Annotated in this window: 18 protein-coding genes, 1 pseudogene and 1 riboswitch; of the genes and pseudogenes, 7 read left to right on the top strand and 12 right to left on the bottom strand. The window is 62.9% G+C overall.

All coding sequences use genetic code 11. The features are described from left to right. Positions 1-315: 315 nt before the first annotated feature. Both NKI99_RS01575 and tldD read left to right on the top strand, forming a co-directional pair. Positions 316-870, top strand: a complete 555-nt coding sequence (locus tag NKI99_RS01575) for an invasion associated locus B family protein (RefSeq protein WP_023808613.1) — start codon at positions 316-318, stop codon at positions 868-870. Positions 871-1,027: 157 nt separating this feature from the next. Further along, positions 1,028-2,440 (top strand): metalloprotease TldD, encoded by a 1,413-nt coding sequence (gene tldD, locus NKI99_RS01570; RefSeq protein WP_127811002.1) that lies wholly within the window; start codon positions 1,028-1,030, stop codon positions 2,438-2,440. Between the two features lie 197 nt (positions 2,441-2,637). Here the strand turns inward: tldD and NKI99_RS01565 are convergent, their stop codons facing one another. Both NKI99_RS01565 and NKI99_RS01560 read right to left on the bottom strand, forming a co-directional pair. Then, a complete protein-coding gene (locus NKI99_RS01565) occupies positions 2,638-3,879 on the bottom strand; it encodes a class I SAM-dependent RNA methyltransferase (protein ID WP_352609448.1) in 1,242 nt (413 codons plus the stop codon). Further along, complete coding sequence (locus tag NKI99_RS01560; RefSeq protein ID WP_352439982.1) at positions 3,876-4,640, bottom strand: TlyA family RNA methyltransferase; 765 nt, start codon at positions 4,638-4,640, stop codon at positions 3,876-3,878. The genes NKI99_RS01565 and NKI99_RS01560 overlap by 4 nt, the downstream gene beginning before the upstream one ends. Positions 4,641-4,965: 325 nt before the next feature. Here NKI99_RS01560 and NKI99_RS01555 point away from each other — a divergent pair, with 325 nt between their 5' ends. Further along, positions 4,966-5,961 carry a sterol desaturase family protein gene (locus NKI99_RS01555; protein WP_352609445.1) on the top strand — a complete coding sequence of 332 codons (996 nt, stop codon included), beginning with the start codon at positions 4,966-4,968 and terminating at the stop codon, positions 5,959-5,961. Next, the gene (locus tag NKI99_RS01550) at positions 5,958-7,109 is read left to right on the top strand and encodes a GNAT family N-acetyltransferase (RefSeq protein ID WP_352609442.1); all 1,152 of its coding nucleotides are present in this window, start codon (positions 5,958-5,960) and stop codon (positions 7,107-7,109) included. The genes NKI99_RS01555 and NKI99_RS01550 overlap by 4 nt, the downstream gene beginning before the upstream one ends. 89 nt (positions 7,110-7,198) lie before the next feature. Here the strand turns inward: NKI99_RS01550 and NKI99_RS01545 are convergent, their stop codons facing one another. The 6 genes from NKI99_RS01545 to NKI99_RS01520 all read right to left on the bottom strand — a co-directional run bounded on the left by NKI99_RS01545 (position 7,199) and on the right by NKI99_RS01520 (position 12,192). Continuing rightward, positions 7,199-7,492: a hypothetical protein gene (locus NKI99_RS01545; protein ID WP_352609440.1), complete on the bottom strand. Its 294-nt coding sequence runs from the start codon at positions 7,490-7,492 to the stop codon at positions 7,199-7,201. A 136-nt stretch (positions 7,493-7,628) separates the two neighbouring features. Beyond that, the gene (gene dxs / locus NKI99_RS01540; RefSeq protein WP_352609438.1) at positions 7,629-9,542 is read right to left on the bottom strand and encodes a 1-deoxy-D-xylulose-5-phosphate synthase; all 1,914 of its coding nucleotides are present in this window, start codon (positions 9,540-9,542) and stop codon (positions 7,629-7,631) included. 130 nt (positions 9,543-9,672) lie between these two features. After that, a complete protein-coding gene (locus tag NKI99_RS01535; RefSeq protein WP_023808622.1) occupies positions 9,673-10,593 on the bottom strand; it encodes a pirin family protein in 921 nt (306 codons plus the stop codon). Between the two features lie 39 nt (positions 10,594-10,632). After that, positions 10,633-10,899, bottom strand: a complete 267-nt coding sequence (locus NKI99_RS01530; RefSeq protein ID WP_027035955.1) for a DUF2277 domain-containing protein — start codon at positions 10,897-10,899, stop codon at positions 10,633-10,635. 111 nt (positions 10,900-11,010) lie between these two features. Continuing rightward, complete coding sequence (locus tag NKI99_RS01525) at positions 11,011-11,262, bottom strand: exodeoxyribonuclease VII small subunit (RefSeq protein WP_352609470.1); 252 nt, start codon at positions 11,260-11,262, stop codon at positions 11,011-11,013. 3 nt (positions 11,263-11,265) lie between these two features. Further along, the gene (locus tag NKI99_RS01520) at positions 11,266-12,192 is read right to left on the bottom strand and encodes a histone deacetylase family protein (protein ID WP_127290880.1); all 927 of its coding nucleotides are present in this window, start codon (positions 12,190-12,192) and stop codon (positions 11,266-11,268) included. A gap of 121 nt (positions 12,193-12,313) precedes the next feature. Further along, positions 12,314-12,493: riboswitch (cobalamin riboswitch) on the top strand. Positions 12,494-12,508: 15 nt separating this feature from the next. Between NKI99_RS01520 and bluB the strand changes: the two are divergent. Beyond that, positions 12,509-13,222: pseudogene (gene bluB, locus NKI99_RS01515) on the top strand (5,6-dimethylbenzimidazole synthase); the annotation flags it as partial. A 122-nt stretch (positions 13,223-13,344) separates the two neighbouring features. Here bluB and NKI99_RS01510 read toward each other — a convergent pair. Together NKI99_RS01510 and NKI99_RS01505 are read right to left on the bottom strand one after the other, a co-directional pair. Then, positions 13,345-14,328: a hypothetical protein gene (locus tag NKI99_RS01510; RefSeq protein ID WP_245486021.1), complete on the bottom strand. Its 984-nt coding sequence runs from the start codon at positions 14,326-14,328 to the stop codon at positions 13,345-13,347. A 290-nt stretch (positions 14,329-14,618) separates the two neighbouring features. Beyond that, positions 14,619-15,227, bottom strand: a complete 609-nt coding sequence (locus NKI99_RS01505) for a TetR/AcrR family transcriptional regulator (protein ID WP_027035960.1) — start codon at positions 15,225-15,227, stop codon at positions 14,619-14,621. Between the two features lie 121 nt (positions 15,228-15,348). On the opposite strand from NKI99_RS01505, the gene NKI99_RS01500 reads away from it, so the two are divergent. Continuing rightward, a complete protein-coding gene (locus tag NKI99_RS01500; RefSeq protein WP_352609436.1) occupies positions 15,349-16,572 on the top strand; it encodes an MFS transporter in 1,224 nt (407 codons plus the stop codon). 37 nt (positions 16,573-16,609) lie between these two features. Here the strand turns inward: NKI99_RS01500 and ribB are convergent, their stop codons facing one another. Next, a complete protein-coding gene (ribB, locus tag NKI99_RS01495) occupies positions 16,610-17,710 on the bottom strand; it encodes a 3,4-dihydroxy-2-butanone-4-phosphate synthase (protein ID WP_127268178.1) in 1,101 nt (366 codons plus the stop codon). A 111-nt stretch (positions 17,711-17,821) separates the two neighbouring features. Further along, a complete protein-coding gene (aroC, locus tag NKI99_RS01490; protein WP_352439985.1) occupies positions 17,822-18,931 on the bottom strand; it encodes a chorismate synthase in 1,110 nt (369 codons plus the stop codon). 280 nt (positions 18,932-19,211) lie between these two features. On the opposite strand from aroC, the gene NKI99_RS01485 reads away from it, so the two are divergent. Beyond that, complete coding sequence (locus tag NKI99_RS01485; RefSeq protein WP_027035965.1) at positions 19,212-19,472, top strand: DUF1344 domain-containing protein; 261 nt, start codon at positions 19,212-19,214, stop codon at positions 19,470-19,472. Positions 19,473-19,488: the final 16 nt, after the last annotated feature.

Below are 19,488 nucleotides of genomic sequence, written 5' to 3'. Positions count from 1 at the left end.
ACGGGAATCCCGACAGTTTCAAGCTGGTTCAAACCATACTCTTTTTCCCTCCGCAAGAAAGGAGCGGACGAAACCGTGCGGCATTTTTGCGCGCAAGCCCGGATGTGCCTTTGGAGGCAGCCGCGGCAGCACCGAATCGCCTACAGTGAGCCCGCAGCAGCATTCCCGCGGGCCGCAGGTGCCGAACGTCGCAATTCGGGCGAAATTGGCAGGGAAAAGCGCCCTATTGGCTTTTTCGGGGCAGACCTGGTGCGGTCTCGTCCTTTACTTGGCTTTGGCGCGGCTTAAAGTGCCGTGATTCGCAATGGAGCCGTCATGAATTACTGGCTTTCGAGAAACTCTCGGTTTTCGAGAAACTGGGCGAAGGTCATCTTTCTCGCCGCCCTGTCTGGCATCGGCTTGTCCGCGATCGTGTCCGGCACGGCCAACGCCGCGCAGCCGAGCGGCACCGTGCGCTCGACGCATGGCGCATGGTCGATCATCTGCGACACACCGGCCGGCGCCACCTCGGAACAATGCGTGATGATGCAGAACGTCGTCGCCGAGGACCGTCCCGAGATGGGACTGTCGGTCGTGGTGCTGCGCACCGCTGACAACAAGGCGGAGATCCTGCGCGTGCTGGCGCCGCTCGGCGTGCTTTTGCCCAACGGGCTCGGCCTCAATGTCGACGGCAAGGATATCGGCCGCGCCTATTTCGTGCGCTGCTTCCAGGACGGCTGCTATGCCGAGGTCATTCTCGAAAAGCCGCTTCTCGACACGCTGAAGACCGGCACGTCGGCCACCTTCATCGTCTTCCAGACCCCGGAAGAAGGCATCGGCATCCCGGTCGACCTCAAGGGTTTTGCCGACGGCTTCGCCGCGCTCCCCTGACAGCCCGGCGACATCACCGACTTCATCAACCAGAAGTGACATCGGCCGGCTGCTGGCAAACCGCTTTTGTCTTCACAATGCGGCAGAACGATTGTCTCGGCGCACCTTCGCGCCTACATCGTGGCAAAGACCCATTCCTCCTGTGAACGGACGCGCCATGAACAGCCTGATCGGCCAATTCGACATTTCAGACGATCGCATCAAGCAGATCGTCGCTGAGACCATCAACGGCGCCGATGACGGCGAGCTGTTCCTCGAATACAGCGAGAGCGAAGCGCTGATGTTCGACAACGGCCGGCTGAAGACCGCCAACTTCAACACCGACCAGGGTTTTGGCCTGCGTGCGGTTGCCGGCGAAGCCAGCGGCTATGCGCATTCCAGCGACCTCTCCGAAGCTTCGCTGCTGCGCGCGGCCGATGCCGTTTCAACCGTCAAGGGCGGTTATTCCGGCACGCTTGCCGCGGCACCCGCCCGCACCAACCGCCATCTCTATGGCGAAGAGAACCCGATCCCCTCGCCTTCCTTCGAGGCCAAGGCAAAGCTCTTGCAGGAAATCGACGCCTGGCTGCGCGCCGAGGATCCGCGCGTGCGGCAGGTTTCGGCATCGCTCGCCGCATCCTGGCAGCATGTCGAGATCGTGCGCGCTGATGGCCAAATGGTGCGCGACATCCGCCCGCTGGTCCGCATCAACGTCTCCGTCGTGGTCGGCGATGGCGACCGCCAGGAGAGCGGCTCCTACGGCATGGGCGGCCGCAAGGCGTTTGGCGAATTCCTGGTCGAGGACAGCTGGAAGCACGCCGCCAAGGAGGCGCTCAGGCAAGCTCTGGTCAATCTCGAGGCCATACCGGCCCCGGCCGGCACTTTCGACATCGTCTTGTCCAGCGGCTGGCCGGGCGTCATGCTGCACGAGGCCGTAGGCCATGGGCTGGAAGGCGATTTCAACCGCAAGAAGACCTCGGCCTTCGCCGGCCTGCTGGGCCAGCAGGTCGCCGCCAAGGGGGTCACGGTGGTCGACGACGGCACGATGCCCGAGCGGCGCGGCTCGCTGACCGTCGACGACGAAGGCACGCCTTCGGCCCGCAATGTGCTGATCGAAGACGGCAAGCTGGTCGGCTACATGCAGGATCGCCAGAACGCCCGGCTGATGGGCATGAAGGCAACCGGCAACGGCCGTCGCGAAGGCTACGCCCACCAGCCGATGCCGCGCATGACCAACACCTACATGACATCAGGCGACATGGAGCCGGACGAAATCATCGCCTCGGTCAAGAACGGCATCTATGCTGTCTCCTTCGGTGGCGGCCAGGTCGACATCACCTCTGGCAAATTCGTGTTCGGCTGCACCGAGGCCTACATGATCGAGAACGGCAAGGTGACGCAGCCGATCAAGGGCGCGATGCTGATAGGCAACGGCCCGGACGCCATGCACCGCGTGTCGATGATCGGCAACGACATGAAGCTCGACACCGGCATCGGCATGTGCGGCAAGGCCGGACAGGGCGTGCCCGTCGGCGTCGGCCAGCCGCATCTGCGCATGAATCAGATGACGGTCGGCGGCACGCGGGTCTGATGCGATGGCCACTGGAGAAAAATCCGTTGCCTCCAGTTCAACCGCCGATCAGCTCACACGGCCTGCTCCGGTCTTTCCCCCAACGCGACCCGAGGATGTGTTCGGGTCGCTGCCCAACAGAGGCAAGTCGAAAACATTGAGAGAAATAGAAACGGGCGTGCTCGCGGAAGCACGGCGTCGCCAAACCAGCGAATGATCTACCGCCTCTTCTTCGGCTTCTCCAGCAGCGCGACCGCCTCGACATGCGGCGACCACAGGAACTGGTCGATCGGCGTCACGCTTTTCAAGGTGTAACCGCCGTCGATGAGGATGCGCAGGTCGCGCGCCAGCGTCACTGGATTGCAAGACACGGCAGCAACGAACGGAACATCCGAGCGGGCGATCTGCTTCGACTGATCCTCGGCGCCTGCCCGCGGCGGGTCGAACACCACGCCGTCGAAGGCATTCAATTCCTTGAAGGTGAGCGGCCTGCGGAACAGGTCGCGGCGTTCGCCCGTCACCCGCTTCAGCCCGGTCGCGAAGCGCGATCCCCGGTCGAGCGCAGAAAGAGCCGCCGCATCCCCCTCCACCGCATGGACTTCCGATTTCATTGCCAGCCGCAAGGCAAAGCTGCCGCAACCCGCGAAAAGATCCGCCACCTTCTTGGCGCGCTTCAGATGTCCGCCGACGATATCGGCCATCGCCTGTTCCGCGGCCTCGGTTGCCTGCAGGAAGGCGCCTGGCGGAATGGCAACGGCTACGCCGCCGAACATGACTACCGGCTTTTTGGGTTCGATGATGATCTCGTCGTCGATCGAAAGCCGGGCAAATCCCTGGGCCATGGCGAAGTTGGAGGCGACCCGACGCTGGTTTTCGCCCAGTTTGCCTGACTCATAGACCGCGACATCGAGCCCCGAACCGGTCACGGTGACCGCCAGCCGGAACGATTTGGTGGTTGCGCAGACCAATTCGGCGAGCGCCTTCAACCGATCGAGCGAAGCGACGATCTCCGGCAGCGAGATCGGGCATTCCGATATGGCGATGATCTCTGGCGACAGATGGCGATGGAAGCCGAGCAGCATGCCTGTATCGGTGCGGCGGGCGGCAAGCACGACACGGCGGCGCGTCTGCGGCGCGCAGGCGACCAGGTCACCGATCTCGCAATCGATGCCTTTGCCCTTCAGGATGTGCGCCACCTTTTCGCGTTTCCACTGGCGATAGGCTTCGGCTTCGAAATGCTGGAGCGCGCAACCGCCGCATTCGGTGAAATGGCGGCAGGCGGGATCGATGCGCAGCGGCGATGATTCCAGCACCGCCATCAGCATGGCGCGATCCCTTTCGCGCGCGGCGGTGACCGTTTCACCGGGCAGTGTGAAAGGAATGAACAGATCCCCTGTCTCGGTCTCGGCGACACCGTCGCCCTGAGCGCCAAGTTTCCTGATGCTGAAGCGCGCGCTCATCGGTCCTTGATCCCACCGAGCAGGAATTCGCGATTGCCGTCGCCGCCCTCGATCGGCGACAAATGCAGCCCCAGCGAGCGCCAACCGGGAACGGAGTCCAGCCAATCCTGCAGCAGGCCGGCGACACGAGAGGCGTCGTAGGGGTCTTTCAACAGACCACCCTTGCCGATCGCATCACGGCCCGCCTCGAATTGCGGCTTGACCAGAAACATGGCCTTGGCGCCAGCCTTCGCCAGACCAAGCGCCGGCGGCAGCGCCAGTTTCAGCGAGATGAAGCTGACGTCGGACACGATGAAATCCGGAATACGCCCGCTGAGATCGGCGAGGGCGAGGTCGCGGGCGTTCAGTCCTTCGATCACCGTCACACGCGGGTCGCCGCCGATATCAGGATGCATCTGGCCATGACCGACATCGACCGCGGTGACATGGGCCACGCCGCGCTCGAGCAACACCTGGGTGAAGCCGCCGGTCGAGGCGCCGATGTCGAGCGCTTCACAGCCGGCAGGGTCGAGGCCGAAATGATCGAGCCCACCGATCAGCTTGAGTGCCGCGCGCGACACATAGCCTTGCGCCGGATCATCGATGGTAACAAGGCATTGCGGCAAAACGCTCTGGCCGGGCTTGCGCGCAATGACGCCGTCGACGGTCACCGTGCCGCGCTCGACCGCGTCGCGGGCACGTGAGCGGCTGGCAAACAGCCCGCGCTGGACGAGCAGGTCGTCGAGCCGCTGGCGTGCGCTGGCTGGCAGAGGCGAATTCATCGGCCTTCATGGCGAAAGCCGACGACGATGGCAAGAGCGCCAGATGGAAGCATTTCGTCTCCCGTTCCATCGTCACACCCAGCATCTTGCACCGTGACGATGGTGAGGCGTTCCGTCCCGCCGACCATCCTTATGAATATCCATGCGTTACGCCCGTTGAGACGGATGACCGCCGAAGCATGGGGTCTCGCCGCCTGCGGATAAATACCAAACACCTAGAAAGCCTCATGATTTCTTAACCAATTTTCATCGCATTTGCTTGAGGACTTCAATGTTATGACCGCGACGACCGGAAAACCCGGATGGAGAGGCGGCAACCTTGGAAATGGCCAGCGATATCGTCTACAAGGTTCTTGACCGGATTTCCGGCGCCGGCCTGCTGGCGACCGGACTTCTGTTGCTGACTGCTTTGGTCAGCGCCCTGGTCGCCTACTGGCGCACGGTCGAGAAAAAGAGCTGGAAAGAGTTCTTCGAGTTCGCAGTCCCGCATGAGGTCATCACGCATCCCTCGGCGAAAGCCGACCTTTTGTTCTGGGTGACGCGGAAGGCGCTGATGCCATTCCTCATGCTGCCCGCCGGCGTCGTCTTCGTCAGCGCCGTCGGCTGTGCGACGAACTGGTTGCTCTCCACGCTGCTGGCAATCCAGCCGCCCCTGATCGAAGGACCGGCAGGGCCGGTGACGGTGACGATCTTCACCATCACCATGCTGCTTGCCTACGACATTTCGTACTATCTCTATCACGTCGCCCAGCACCGCTACCCGGTGCTCTGGGAACTGCACAAGGTCCACCATTCGGCCGAGGTGATGGTCGGCATCACCAAGGATCGCGTCCACCCGCTCGATGAATTGATGAACCGGGCCTGGGACGGCGTCATTCCCGGCATCTGCTTCGGCATCTGGTCGCTGGTGTCGCTGAACCTCGTCGAGCTGACGGTCTTCGGCGTCAACGTCTACATCATACGCAACATCCTGATGATGGATTTCGTCAGGCACACGCATTTCAAGATCTCGTTCGGGCCGTTGAACAATCTGATCCTGTGCCCGCACTGGCATCAATTGCACCACAGCACCGACCCGCGCCACTACGACAAGAACTTCGGGCTGCTCTTCTCGTTCTGGGATCGGCTCTTCGGAACGCTATGCGTTCCCAGACCCGACGAGGACTTCAAGTTCGGTTTGATCGAACGCAACGTGCGCGACTACCAGTCGCTCGCAGGCCTCTATGTTCTGCCGCTGAAGCGGATGTGGCGGCAGATCGCCAGACATTTCCGCACCGACAAGCCCGAGCCACAGCAATCGCCGCAAGGGGGCAAGCCATGAACGGACCCGCCGTGTTCCGGATGCCGCGAACGCACCGGATCGAAATTGCGACCTCGCCAGCGCGACTGGCAGAAATCGCGCCCGCCTGGGCAGCGCTCTGGCAACGCGCCGGCGGCCTCGTTTTCCAGCATCCCGACTGGATCTCGGCCTGGTGGCACACCACACCGCATCAGGACCGCCGCGGTCTCAGGATCGGCATGGTCTGGAGCGGCGAGCGCCTCGAGGCCGTCATTGCGCTCGCGACCTTCTGGCGCTCGGGCATCCGTATGCTGGAGTGGGCGGCGAAGGATCACTGCGACTATGGCGATGTCCTGCTTGCTCCCGATGCCGAGCCACAGATCCTGCCGCAACTCTGGCAACATATCCTCGACGATGGCGGCTTCGATCTTGCCTACCTCAATCGTCTGTTGCCCGATGCCCGATTCCGGACCCTGCTCGGTCCCGCCGCCCCAGGCCAAGACAATATCTTGCAGCCAAGCCACCGCAGCGAGGTCAGCTATCGAGTTTCCGGCGCCGGGCAACGCGGCGCACAATGGTTTGAAAGCCAGTCGAAGAAAACCCGGCAAAACTATCGCCGTGGCTACAAATTCATGGAGGAAGGCGGCGCGCTGCGTTTCCGCCTGATGGATGCGCACGAAGCCCGCGAGCCGGTGCTGGAGCGCGTCGCGGCACTGAAGCGGGTATGGCTTGCAAAACACGGCCGCGTTTCGGACCTCTTCGACGAAGGTTCCCCCGCGCTGGCGGCACTCATATCCGTTCTGGCCAAGCTTGGATTGCTGCGCATCTTCGTGCTCGAACGCGAAGACGAGATCATCGCCATCTCGATCAATTTCGAGCAGCATGGAACGATGATGGCTTTCGTCACCACCTATGATCCGGCCTTCGAACGGGCCTCGCCGGGCATGGTCTTGATGATGGATTACATCCAGTGGTCGTTTGACCGGGGCTTGGCCACGATCGATTTTCTCTGCGGCGGCGAGGATTTCAAGCGCCGCTTTGCGACGCATTCGGTGACCTTGTCGTCAGTGGTGGGTGGACGAAACCTGCGCGGACGCCTAGCCGCCCTGGCAGACCGCGCCCGCCACGCGGCGCAATCCTGGCGCCCCGAGAAACCGGCGCAACAAGCGGAGTTGGTGGCGGCGGAGTAGCATTGCCAGCGCCTTCTTAGATCACCCGCACAGCGGCAAGCACGATGAAACGATCGGGCAATCCCGATCAAGGCTTGCTGCTCTCCAGCTCAGAATACGCTTCGCGGAACCGGACGCTCGACGGCTGGAGACAACCCATCCTCACGCCCTCCTGAAGCTTGCTCGCGTGCAGGCTCGATGGCAACCGCAGGCGCGGGAACAGGGGCCGGCAGAACCACCAATTGCGGCACCTGCTTGAATGAAAAGCCGCCGCGGATGTCGCCCATCTTGCCAGCGACGATGCCCATCGCCGCCTTTTCGAGGCTGCGATCATAGCGCGTTTCGGCTGTGGCCGGCGCGACGATGACGGCGCAAAGCGCTGCACCGCACAGAAGCGTTTTCATTGTTGTTGTCTCCCTGCCTGATCACGATCTAGCAGGGCGCCATTGAAAAACGGCCAACAGACACGGTAAGCAAAGCGCCAAACGTCAGCGTAAGATCGTTGGCCGGCAAACCGATTCAAGTCATTGAGACTTTGATTCAGGCGCGCTGGGCGTGGACTGTGTGCCCGAGTGCCACGAACACGGTGCGCACGATGCCGGCGGCATCGAGCCCGGCATCGGCATACATCTTTTCCGGCTTGGCGTGGTCGGTGAACGCGTCGGGCAGCACCAGCGGACGCACCTTCAGGCCGCTTTCCAGCAGGCCCTCATGGGCAAGGAACTGCAGCACGTGGCTGGCGAAGCCGCCGACGGCGCCCTCCTCCACCGTCACCAGCACCTCATGCGAGCGGGCCAGCCGTCGGATCAGATCCTGGTCGAGCGGCTTGGCGAAACGGGCGTCGGCGACAGTGGTGGACAGCCCGGCAGCCCCTAGCTCCTCGGCGGCGATCAGGCAATCCTGCAGCCGCGTGCCGAAGGACAGCAATGCAACCTTGGTGCCCTCCTTGACGACGCGGCCCTTGCCGATTTCGAGAACCGAGCCGCGCTCCGGCATGTCGACGCCGACGCCGTTGCCACGCGGATAGCGGAAGGCGATCGGGCCGTCATCATAGCTTGCCGCGGTGCGCACCATGTGACGCAGCTCCGCCTCGTCGGCGGCCGCCATGACGACGAAACCCGGCAGTGTCGCCAGGAAGGTGGTGTCGAAGGCGCCGCAATGGGTGGCGCCATCGGCGCCGACGAAGCCGGCCCGGTCAATGGGAAAGCGCACCGGCAATTTCTGGATGGCGACGTCGTGGACGACCTGGTCGTAGGCGCGCTGCAGGAAGGTGGAATAGATGGCCGCGAACGGCTTGTAGCCTTCGGTGGCAAGGCCGGCGGCGAAGGTCACCGCGTGCTGTTCGGCGATGCCGACATCGAAGGTGCGCGACGGGAACGCTTCACCGAACAAATCGAGGCCGGTACCGCTCGGCATGGCTGCGGTGACGGCGACGATACGGTCGTCCTCGCGGCCCTCCTGGACCAGGCTTTCGGCGAACACCTTGGTGTAGGCCGGTGCGTTGGCTGGCGCCTTGGCCTGCGCGCCGGTGATGACGTCGAACTTGTTGACGCCGTGATATTTGTCGGCAGCGGCTTCGGCCGGCGCATAGCCCTTGCCCTTCTGGGTGACGACATGGATGAGCACCGGGCCTTCGCCATTGTCGCGGACGTTTTTCAGGACCGGGATCAGATGCTCCAGATTGTGGCCGTCGATCGGGCCGATGTGATAGAAGCCGAGTTCCTCGAACAGCGTGCCGCCGGTGACGTAGCCGCGTGCATGCTCGACTGCCCTTGTGATCGCACGATCCGCGCGCTTGCCGAGATAGGACGTCAGTTTCTTGCCGAAATCGCGCAGGCCGATATAGGCCTTGCCGGAGGCCAGCCGCGCCAGATAGGCGCTCATCGCGCCGGTCGGCGGCGCGATCGACATGTCGTTGTCGTTGAGAATGACGATCAGCCGTGCATCGAGCGCGCCGGCATTGTTCATCGCCTCATAGGCCATGCCGGCAGACATGGCGCCGTCGCCGATGACGGCAATGACGTTGTTGCGGCCGCCGGAGAGATCGCGGGCGGCGGCCATGCCGAGGCCGGCCGATATCGACGTCGAGGAGTGGGCGGCGCCAAAGGGATCGTACTCGCTCTCGGCGCGGCGGGTGAAGCCGGACAGACCGCTTTCCTGGCGCAGCGTGCGGATACGGTCGCGGCGGCCGGTCAGGATCTTGTGCGGATAGGCCTGGTGGCCGACATCCCAGATCAGCCGGTCGTCGGGGGTGTTGAAGACATAGTGCAGCGCCACTGTCAGCTCGACCACGCCAAGCCCTGCGCCCAGATGACCACCCGTGCGGGACACGGCGTCGACCAGCTCGGCGCGAAGCTCGGACGCCAATTGCGGCAGTTCACTTTCGGCAAGCGTGCGCAGGTCGGCCGGGATGCGGACCTTGTCGAGAAGCGGCGTATGCGGCGTTGCGTTCACGGTGCTCGGGCTTTCGGTTGATGGGCGAATAGGCCGCCGGCCGGCGAAAGTAAATGTGTGTCAGTGACGCGGATCAGGCCCTAGTCTTTTGTCTATGCATTTCGTTCTGCCACTTTTGGGTGACAGGGCATCAGCTTTCCGGCAGCGGAATAAACTCTTCCTCGTCTCCGGGAACGATGTCGAAGCGGCCCGTCTTCCATTCCTCTTTCGCCTGTTCGATGCGCTCCTTGGACGACGAGACGAAATTCCACCAGATGTAACGCTTCGAACCAAGAGAGGCGCCGCCGAACAGCATGAAATGCGCCCCGGTCTGCGACGACACGACGATCTCGTCACCGGGACGGAACACCAGCAGCCGTTCGGCTGGGAATACATCACCCGAAATTGAGACCTCGCCTTCCAGCGTATAGATGGCGCGTTCTTCCGCATCAGCAGGGATTTTCACGCTGGCGCCGGGCGCCAGGCGCAGGTCGGCGTAGAGCGTCTCCGTGTCGGCCCTGACCGGGGACCGCAGTCCCTGGAAATCGCCGATGATGAGGCGCCCGTTGACGCCTTCGGCTTCGATCTCGGGAAGCCGAAGCGCTGCGGTATTCTCGAAAACCGGTGCCACCTCTTCCTTGTCGTCCGGCAGCGCCAGCCATGTCTGCAGGCCGGATACCGACATCGGCGCGCCACGCAGTTCCTCCGGTGTACGCTCCGAATGGACGATGCCGCGGCCGGCGGTCATCAAATTCACGTCGCCGGGCTGAATGACCATTTCGGTGCCGAGTGAGTCGCGGTGCCGGATCTTGCCGTCGAACAGATAGGTGACCGTCGACAGGCCGATATGCGGATGCGGACGGACATCCAGTGCCTGACCGGCGCGCAGGACCGCGGGCCCCATGCGGTCGAAGAAGATGAAAGGCCCCACCAGCCGCCTTTTTGCCGTCGGCAGGGCACGGCGCACCTGAAAACCGCCGATATCCTTGGCGTTGGGTATGACCATCAATTCGATCTGATCGCTGGCGAAGGCATCGCCTGCCTCAGGGTCTTTCCCGGGGAAGAAGCTCATGGACTCTCCTTGTCGGTGGTCGAAGGCCGCCTGGCCGCATCAGGCAAAGCGGATCGCCGCCTTTGCCCGCAGCTTGGCCGCCACCTCTTCGCGATTACGCGGATGCTGGTGGGTTTCCAGGGAATCGAGCAGTTCGCGCGCCGAGGCGGCGATGGCTTCGACGGCATGGTCGAAGGCGTGCTGGTTCTGCTTCGAGGGTCGCGTGGTTCCGCTCAGCTTGCGGACGAACTGAAGAGCCGCGTCGCGCACCTCGTCATTGGTTGCCGGCGGATCAAAATTGAACAGGGTCTTGATGTTTCTGCACATCGCTTCCGTATCTCCTCTTGTCCTTGAGCTGTTTCAATCGGAACGAGTTATATCCTCGATCATGATCATGTCCAAAAACCGGTGAGGCGAGGCCATCGTTCGGACCGAGCCTCAATCCGCGTCGAGTGGCTCCGTTCCAACCGGCTTGCCGTCGCGCGACAGCCTGATCTTCTCGACCTTGTCCTCGGCGGCCTTCAGCAGCCGGTCGCAATGCGCCTTCAGCCCCTCACCACGCTCATAGATCTTGATCGACTGGTCGAGCGGCACGTCGCCACGCTCCAGATCATCGACGATCTTCTCCAGCGCATCGAGTGCCTGCTCGAAGCTCATCGCCTTGACGTCTTCGTTGGTCTCATCGGCCATCATTCATCCTTTCATCAGTCGCCCGACATGGGCGGCGACCGAAAATGCCAATCCCTGCAGATCGTAGCCGCCCTCGAGCAGGCTGACGAGCCGGTTGCCGCTGTGGCGTGCCGCGCGCTGCATCAGCTGGCCGGTCGCCCAGTCGAAATCATCCTCGGTCAGATTGATCTCGGCCAGCGGATCGCGGTGGTGCGCGTCGAACCCCGCCGAAATGATGATCAGGTCGGGCGCGAAATTGTCGAGCGCGGGCAGGACGCGCGACAGGAAGGCATCGCGAAACACTTCGCTGCCGGTCTGCGGCGCCAGCGGTGCGTTGACGATGTTGCCGGCGCCCGTTTCGGTCTTCGCTCCGGTGCCGGGATAAAGCGGCATCTGGTGTGTCGAGCAATAGAGCACCGACGGATCGTCCCAGAAAATATCCTGCGTGCCATTGCCGTGATGCACGTCCCAGTCGACGACGGCAACGCGCTCGACACCGTGTTTCTTCTGCGCATAACGCGCCGCGATCGCCGCCGTGTTGAACAGGCAAAAGCCCATCGCCGTGGTCTTTTCGGCATGATGGCCGGGCGGCCGGGCGGCGACGAAGACGTTGTCGGCGCGGCCCGAAAAGACATCATCGACGGCGGCGTTGGCGGCGCCGATCGCGGTGATCGCCGCTTGCCAGCTCTTCGGGCTGGCAGTGGTGTCGGCATCGATGCGGGCAATCCCCTCGTCGGGGATGGCGGCGCGCACGCGGGCGACGAAATCGGCGGGATGCGCGTAGAGGATGGTGGCCTCGTCGCCTTCCGGCGCCTGAATACGATCGAGCCCGGCAAAGGCTTCGTCGTCGAGCACGCGCTCGATGGCGCGTAAGCGGTCGGGCCGCTCGGGATGTCCGGGCGGCGTGAGATGCTCGAGGAAGATCGGATGGGTGTAGAGACGGGTGGTCATCGTCCTAATCTAGTGACCCGGATCGACAAAGGCCATGCACGGGCGGCCGATGACTGGGGAAAATCGCGACTGCGTCCATTCGCGTCGCCGCAGGCATTGGCCCCGCGGGCGCTTCGGCGTAAGGTCCCTGGTACTGCCTGGTGCCCGCCGCAAGCGGGAGAATCGGGAACACGGTTGAATTCCGTGGCGTGCCCAACGCTGTGAGGGGGACCGCGCCGGTAAATGCCACTGTCGATGACGGGAAGGCACCGGACGCGGGTTGATCCCGAGCCAGAAGACCGGCCTGGCAGGCATTGTCATCCGCGTGGTCAGGCGGATGGCATCAGAGCGACGTGCGTCTACTTGGACGCACAAAGTACGCTCTGTCAGTTTTGAATCTGCAATCGCAAGGGGACAAGCGATGCCGGAACACATGACCGCTGCCATTGACGATGGATTTGACCAGAATGCGCGCGATGCGGTCTACCGCGCCATGTTCACGCGGCGTGACGTGCGCAGCCATTTCCTGCCCACCGCGATCGATGACGACGTGCTGGCACGGCTGCTGCTTGCCGCCCATCACGCGCCATCGGTCGGCTTCATGCAGCCATGGAATTTCATTGTCATTCGCGATGTCAAACGACGGGCGGAGGTGCGCGACCTGTTCCTGGCCGCGCGAGAACAGGAACTGCCGGCGATCGAGGCGGAAAAACAGGCGCTGTACCGCAAGCTCAAGCTGGAAGGCATCTGCGAGAGCGCGCTCAACATCTGCATCACCTGCGACCGGCAGCGCTCGAAGGGTTCGCCGCTGGGACGCTGGCACAATCCGGAGATGGATCTCTACAGCACCGTCTGCGCGGTGCAGAATTTCTGGCTGGCCGCGCGTGCCGAGGGCGTTGGCGTCGGCTGGGTGAGCATCATCGAGGCTGAGGCGCTGAAGCGGCTGTTGGCCATTCCGGACCACGTAACGCCGATCGCCTATCTCTGCGTCGGCCGTGTTTCCGAGTTCGCTCCCAAACCGGACCTTGAAACGCATGGCTGGGGACGGCGGCTGCCGCTGCCGGAGCTGATCATGAGCGAGACCTTTTCCGGGCAAGGCGAGACACAGCTCAAATCCACCGTGGCGCGCCTCAACACCGTTTCTGCCTCACCAGACATCACCCGCCCAGCGGATCAGGGTGTGGCGCCGGCCGTACCCCAGCGCGAACCGCCGAAGGAGGCCAGCGCCTTGTCCTTGAGCTCTCTGAACTTCGACGACGCCTCGGCCAGCCGGGCGTCCCAGGCGGGATCCGGCACCTGGCCCGCAATGGTCTTGAAATAGACCTGCATCAAGCAGGCGATGGCGAAGGGTTCAATGAACGCCGCCTTGAATGCCCAGGCGAAGACGATGGCGAGCACAAAAGCCCAGCCGGCGAGCTGACCAGGCATCAGGAACAGAATTGCGCCAGCAGGCGCCAGCATCATCAGAAAGATGATGAATGACACGCCCCACATGATGACCGCCAGCCAGACGGCGTTCTTGACCATGACCTTGCCGTTCTGGGCATACAGCACGACGCCTTGGCGCGCCGTCTCGAACGGCGAGGCTGAATTGATGCGGATGTTGTAGCCGAGGATGATCTCGTCCACATAGGTCAGCGACAGGCGGATCACGGTGTTGATGAAGGAGACCAGGCCGCTCAGGCCCGGTATCGGCAGGAAGGCGGCGATACCGCCGAGCAGGCTGGTGATGGCGCGGATGGCACCCTTGACGAGTTGGTCGACGACGAAAAGGGTGTTGGCCTCGGCAAAACGCTGGGTCACGATATCCCTGGCGTAGGCGATCTGGTCCTGACCGCCGGGAATGTCGCGGCCGTCGATCAGATGAACCATGACGGCGATGTGGCCGGCCTTGACGATGTAGAGGATGTATTCGCGGATCCAGTAGACCGCGATCGAGACGATGCCAAACCCGACCACGCCGCCCCACAGGGCAAAGGACATGGGCCCGTCGGGATCGGTGGAGATATGGCCGACGCCATAGCCGACCGAGGCACCGGTGCCGGTCGCCATGATGTAGGCCAGTGTGATGCCGAAATAGACGATCATGCGAAAGACGATGAACGGCCAGGTCCGCATCATGATGGACACCGACCGGCCGATCTCGAAATCCCACATGTGCCCCGAATCTCCGCCTCAGAGATGGTGGAAGAGGATGGGCTCAACCCGGCGATTGTCAATTGCCGGCCCTTGACGCCGAAGGGCAACGAATTCGGGCTGACGGTTTTCTTTCGGAGCCTTTCGCCGGCGCGCGGCTGACGGAGCATCAAACGAAAAACCCGCCTGTGCGGCGGGTCACTGGCGCAAATCAGCACCATGGACGAATATATACCTTAGCTGAGGTCACCGAGTCAAGAAAAAATTCCTATCGGGAACAGCTGCCGGGCACGAAAGCTCCGGTGGGAACTTCAATTCGACTGCGGGTCCGGCTTCTTGAGCAGGCCTTCGAGCAGTTGCTTGAACGCCGTCACCACCTTCTTCGACGTCGCTTCGGGGTCGCTCGAATTGGCGATCCGTTGCGCTGCCTGGCTGCTCGCTCCGTTGATCAATCGCGAGGCCGTCTCGGGGTCGAGGCTGGAGACAACGACCCCCTCCTCCTGCAGCGCGGTCAGATGGTCGGTCATTGAAGCGATGCACGCACTGCAATTCGGCCATTGCGCTGGATCCCCCAGCACGGCCGGGCCATCCCGGAACATGATGCGCTGGATTTCCGGCTCCAGCGCCATCTCGATATAGGTCGAGCATTCGTCGACGAAATGTTGCCAACGGGTCGGCGCTCTCGACGCGACCTCATTGATGCGCGCCGCCATCTCGCCGTCAATCTGGGCTATGACCGCCTGCAACAGCCCCTTCTTGTCGCCGAAATGATGATAGAGCGCACCGCGCGTCAGCCCGGCCGAAGCGGTGAAATCATCCATCGAGGCTTCCGCATAGCCTGTTGTGCCGAAGGCATGACGGGCCGCCGCAATAAGCTTTGCGCGCGTCTCGGCGATCATCTCCTTGCGGGGTTTGTGCATGTGTCCTGGACCTATTCACATACGCTTCGTATGCTAATTGACATACGCGGCGTATGCTCTATCTAATAATCATACGCTCCGTATGTAATTGTCCAATCGTCCTTTGTCGAGGAACCAACCGATGCAAAATCCCTATGCGGAAATCTTTCGTGCCCCCGGCGCCAAGGGCTTTGCGGCCGCCGGCTTCCTCGCGCGCCTGCCGATCGCCATGGCGCCCATCGGCATCGTGGCGATGCTGTCGCAGGCGCGCGGCGAATACTGGCTGGCTGGAGCCGTCTCGGCGACATACGCGCTGGCCAACGCCTTCGTCGCGCCGCAAATATCGAGACTGGTGGACCGCCTGGGCCAGACACGAATCGCCGTGCCCACCACTATCATCGCGGTGCTGGCTTTCGCCGTCCTCATAGCGGCGGCCAACCAGGACTGGCCGGTGTGGACGCTGTTCGTGTCGGCACTCCTGGCCGCCGCCATGCCAAGCATACCTGCGATGGTGCGGGCGCGCTGGACAGAGATTTTCCGAGGACGACCGCAGATGAACACCGCATTCGCCTTCGAGTCCGTGGCCGATGAACTGGTCTATATCGCCGGGGCATCGTTATCGGTCGGCCTGAGTGCCGCCCTATTCCCGGAAGCCGGCGTTCTGGTGAGCACATTATTTCTCGCATTCGGATCAGCGGCCTTCATCCTGCAACGCTCGACCGAGCCCCAGGTGCGGCCGGTCGACCATAACTCAAGCGGCTCGGCGATCCGCCTGCGGCCGGTTCAGATCATCACGCTTGCCCTGATCTTCGTCGGCGCAACCTTCGCGACGACGGAAGTGACCACCGTGGCGATCACCAAGGAGCTTGGCCAACCCGGCGCCGCCAGCCTTGTCATCGGCGTTTATGCGCTGGGATCGTTCGTGCTCGGCATCATCGTCGGCGCGCTCAGCCTGAAGGCGCCGCTGCAACGCCAGCTCGCCATCGCAGTCGCCCTCGTCGCGCTCGGCACGCTGTTGCCGCTCGCCGCCGACACCGTGCCGCTGCTGGCGCTGACCGTGTTCATCAGCGGTGTGGCGATCTCGCCGACCTTCATCACGGCCTTCGGCCTGATCGAGCGGCATGTGCCGGAAGCGATGCTGACCGAAGGCATCACCTGGGTCATGACCGGCATCGGCATCGGCATGGCGCTGGGCTCGTTCGCGGCCGGCGCGGTGGTGGATGCGTTCGGTGCACCGAACGGGTTCTGGGTGTCGGTGGCTTCAGGCACGATCGCGCTGGCCACGGTGCTGCTTGGCCAACGCAGCCTTGCCACGACTGAGTGCGAGATGGACGTATGTGAAGCGGCCGCGATTGCCGCGGAATAATCAGATAGCGCCCGGTTTCGAGCCGGGCGCTAGCTGCCTAGAGGATCTCGGTCTTGGCGATGTGGATGCCAAAACCTTCGAGGCCGACATAGTGGCGTTCGCGCGAGGCGATCAGGTTGATCGAGGAGATGCCGAGATCCTTGAGGATCTGCGCGCCGAGCCCGATCTCGCGCCACTCGTTTTCGCGGCGGCGAGCCTCTTCGTGATCCTCGCGGTCGCCGCTGGCCGGCCGTTTGCGTTCCTGATGCGCAACGCCGACGGAGCCTTCTCTGAGATAGACGATGACGCCGCGCCTGCGCTCACCCATCGCCTTCATGATGGCGTCGAGCCGGTGGCTGGTGCCGAAGACATCGGTCACCACATCCTCGGAATGCAGACGCACCGGGACCTCCTCGCCGTCGCGGATGTCGCCGAAGACTATCGCGACGTGATGCATGGAGTCCCACGGCAGCGTGTAAGTGAAGACCTGTGCCTTGCCGCCGAGCGTGTCGATTTCCGAGCACGCGACGCGTTCGACCAGAGTTTCCTTGCGCTGCCGGTAGGCGATGAGGTCGGCGACCGAAACCTGCTTCAGCCCATGCTCCTCGGCGAAAGCCTGCACCTGAGGGCCGCGCTTGACGGTGCCGTCATCATTGACCAGCTCGGAAATGACGCCGACCGGCGGCAGGCCGGCGAGCTTGCACAGGTCGACCGCGGCTTCGGTATGGCCGGAGCGCATCAGCACGCCGCCTTCGCGCGCAATCAAAGGGAAGATGTGGCCGGGCCGGACGAAATCCGAGCCACCGACATTGCCGTTGGCAAGATTGCGAACGGTCAAAGTGCGATCTTCGGCCGAGATGCCCGTGGTGGTGCCATGCTTGAAATCGACGCTGACGGTGAAAGCCGTGGTGTGGGCGGAATCGTTGTCGGCGACCATCGGCGCAAGGTTAAGCCGCTTGGCTTCTTCGCGCGGCATCGGCGTGCAGACGATGCCGGACGTGTGGCGAACGATGAACGCCATTTTTTCGGGCGTGCAGTGGACGGCGGCGACGATCAGGTCGCCCTCGTTCTCGCGCCCGTCATCATCCATGACGACGACGATCTCGCCGCGTTCGAAAGCACGCAGGGCTTCGACGATTTTTTTCTGGTCGTAAGGCATGGGTACTCGCTTCGCTCGCAGGGGAATAAGGGAGTAGGGCAGTACGGGAGTAGGGAAAAGCAAAAAGATTTGGCCGGCCGGACTAAGAGCGCAACATATTGCCCTATTCCCCTATTCCCCTATTCCCCTCCCCGTCTGTCCCCGATGCCGCAGATAGTGGTCGGCGATCGCACAGGCAACCATTGCTTCGCCGATCGGCACGGCGCGGATGCCGACGCATGGATCGTGGCGGCCCTTGGTCATGATCTCGACGTCCTTGCCGTCCTTGTCGATCGACTTTCGCGGCGTCAGGATCGACGAGGTCGGCTTGACGGCGAAACGGGCGACGATCGCCTGGCCGGTCGAGATGCCGCCAAGGATGCCGCCGGCATTGTTGGACAGGAACACCGGCTTGCCGTCATTGCCGATGCGCATCTCGTCGGCATTCTGTTCACCGGTGATGCGGGCGGCCTCGAAGCCGTTGCCGATCTCGACGCCCTTGACCGCGTTGATCGACATCAAGCCGGAGGCGATGTCCTGATCGAGCTTGGCATAGATCGGCGCGCCGAGGCCTTGCGGAACGCCGTCGGCGACGATTTCGATCACCGCACCGACCGAGGAGCCCGCCTTGCGGATGCCGTCGAGATATCTGGTGAAGACAGGAACGGACGCCGGATCGGGGGTGAAGAACGGATTTTCGGCATCGCCGATGAAATTCCAGTTCCAGTTGGCGCGGTCGATGGATTTTTCGCCCATCGACACCAGCGCGCCGCGCACCACCACGCCGGGCACCACCTTGCGCGCCAACGCACCGGCCGCCACCCTGGCTGCCGTCTCGCGGGCCGAGGAGCGGCCGCCACCACGATAATCGCGCACGCCGTATTTGACGTCATAGGTGTAATCGGCATGGCCCGGCCGGTATTGGCGGGCGATCTCGCCATAATCCTTTGAACGCTGGTCGACATTCTCGATCAGCATCGACACCGGCGTGCCGGTGGTGATCATCGTCTCGCCGTCCTCGTCGAGGATGAAGCCGGACAGCACCTTCACTTCATCCGGTTCGCGACGCTGCGTCACGAAACGTGATTGCCCCGGCCGGCGCCTGTCGAGTTCGGCCTGGATGTCTCGCAGAGTAAAGCGGATGCCGGGCGGACAGCCGTCGACGACGCAGCCGAGCGACGGGCCATGGCTTTCGCCCCAGGTGGTGACGCGGAAAAGGTGGCCGAACGTGTTGTGAGACATGAAATGACCCTGCCCGGCAGCGGAGCCGGCTTGGCGCATGACCCCGAAAATCGGAGCGATTTTCGGAAAGGATTATGCGCAAAATCAACAATGCTACAGCGTCCTTCTCGCGTCCAAGAGGACGCGCGGGGCTGTAGGTTGCCTTCTATTGGCGTTTTTCACAGGGGTCAAACTGTGATCTGGCGGATTTAGTTTTGACACATTCGGTTGGTTTCTGCTCTGCTCCATCCGCCGTTGAACGCCCGCCGCCATGCCGGCGCAATGATAAAGAGGAACGATCATGCGTACCCTGATTGGCGCCATTGCCGCCACGCTGCTGCTTTCCACCGCCGCTTTCGCCGGCCAGACCGAAGGCCTGATCAAAAAGATCGACAAGGACACGGCGACGCTGACGCTGGATGACGGCAAGTCCTACAAGCTGAACGCAGAGACTGATCTCGACGCGCTGAAGCCGGGCATGGACATCGTCATCGCCTACGATGTGACCAATGGCGAAAACATCGTCACCGACATGGAACTGCCGGACAGCTCTGCCAACTAGAGCTTCCAACCTCAAT

Origin of the sequence: Mesorhizobium sp. M0239 (genome assembly GCF_040321815.1) — a bacterium.
Classification (GTDB): domain Bacteria; phylum Pseudomonadota; class Alphaproteobacteria; order Rhizobiales; family Rhizobiaceae; genus Mesorhizobium.
Note: the sequence above shows the minus strand (reverse complement) of the source record. Positions and strands in the feature narration are given on the sequence as shown.

Coding starts and splice junctions, on each gene's coding strand:
- NKI99_RS01575 (WP_023808613.1), top strand. CDS start 316: ATGAATTACTGGCTTTCGAGAAACTCTCGGTTTTCGAGAAACTGGGCG.
- tldD (WP_127811002.1), top strand. CDS start 1,028: ATGAACAGCCTGATCGGCCAATTCGACATTTCAGACGATCGCATCAAG.
- NKI99_RS01565 (WP_352609448.1), bottom strand. CDS start 3,879: ATGAGCGCGCGCTTCAGCATCAGGAAACTTGGCGCTCAGGGCGACGGT.
- NKI99_RS01560 (WP_352439982.1), bottom strand. CDS start 4,640: ATGAATTCGCCTCTGCCAGCCAGCGCACGCCAGCGGCTCGACGACCTG.
- NKI99_RS01555 (WP_352609445.1), top strand. CDS start 4,966: ATGGCCAGCGATATCGTCTACAAGGTTCTTGACCGGATTTCCGGCGCC.
- NKI99_RS01550 (WP_352609442.1), top strand. CDS start 5,958: ATGAACGGACCCGCCGTGTTCCGGATGCCGCGAACGCACCGGATCGAA.
- NKI99_RS01545 (WP_352609440.1), bottom strand. CDS start 7,492: ATGAAAACGCTTCTGTGCGGTGCAGCGCTTTGCGCCGTCATCGTCGCG.
- NKI99_RS01535 (WP_023808622.1), bottom strand. CDS start 10,593: ATGAGCTTCTTCCCCGGGAAAGACCCTGAGGCAGGCGATGCCTTCGCC.
- NKI99_RS01530 (WP_027035955.1), bottom strand. CDS start 10,899: ATGTGCAGAAACATCAAGACCCTGTTCAATTTTGATCCGCCGGCAACC.
- NKI99_RS01525 (WP_352609470.1), bottom strand. CDS start 11,262: ATGGCCGATGAGACCAACGAAGACGTCAAGGCGATGAGCTTCGAGCAG.
- NKI99_RS01520 (WP_127290880.1), bottom strand. CDS start 12,192: ATGACCACCCGTCTCTACACCCATCCGATCTTCCTCGAGCATCTCACG.
- NKI99_RS01510 (WP_245486021.1), bottom strand. CDS start 14,328: ATGTGGGATTTCGAGATCGGCCGGTCGGTGTCCATCATGATGCGGACC.
- NKI99_RS01505 (WP_027035960.1), bottom strand. CDS start 15,227: ATGCACAAACCCCGCAAGGAGATGATCGCCGAGACGCGCGCAAAGCTT.
- NKI99_RS01500 (WP_352609436.1), top strand. CDS start 15,349: ATGCAAAATCCCTATGCGGAAATCTTTCGTGCCCCCGGCGCCAAGGGC.
- ribB (WP_127268178.1), bottom strand. CDS start 17,710: ATGCCTTACGACCAGAAAAAAATCGTCGAAGCCCTGCGTGCTTTCGAA.
- aroC (WP_352439985.1), bottom strand. CDS start 18,931: ATGTCTCACAACACGTTCGGCCACCTTTTCCGCGTCACCACCTGGGGC.
- NKI99_RS01485 (WP_027035965.1), top strand. CDS start 19,212: ATGCGTACCCTGATTGGCGCCATTGCCGCCACGCTGCTGCTTTCCACC.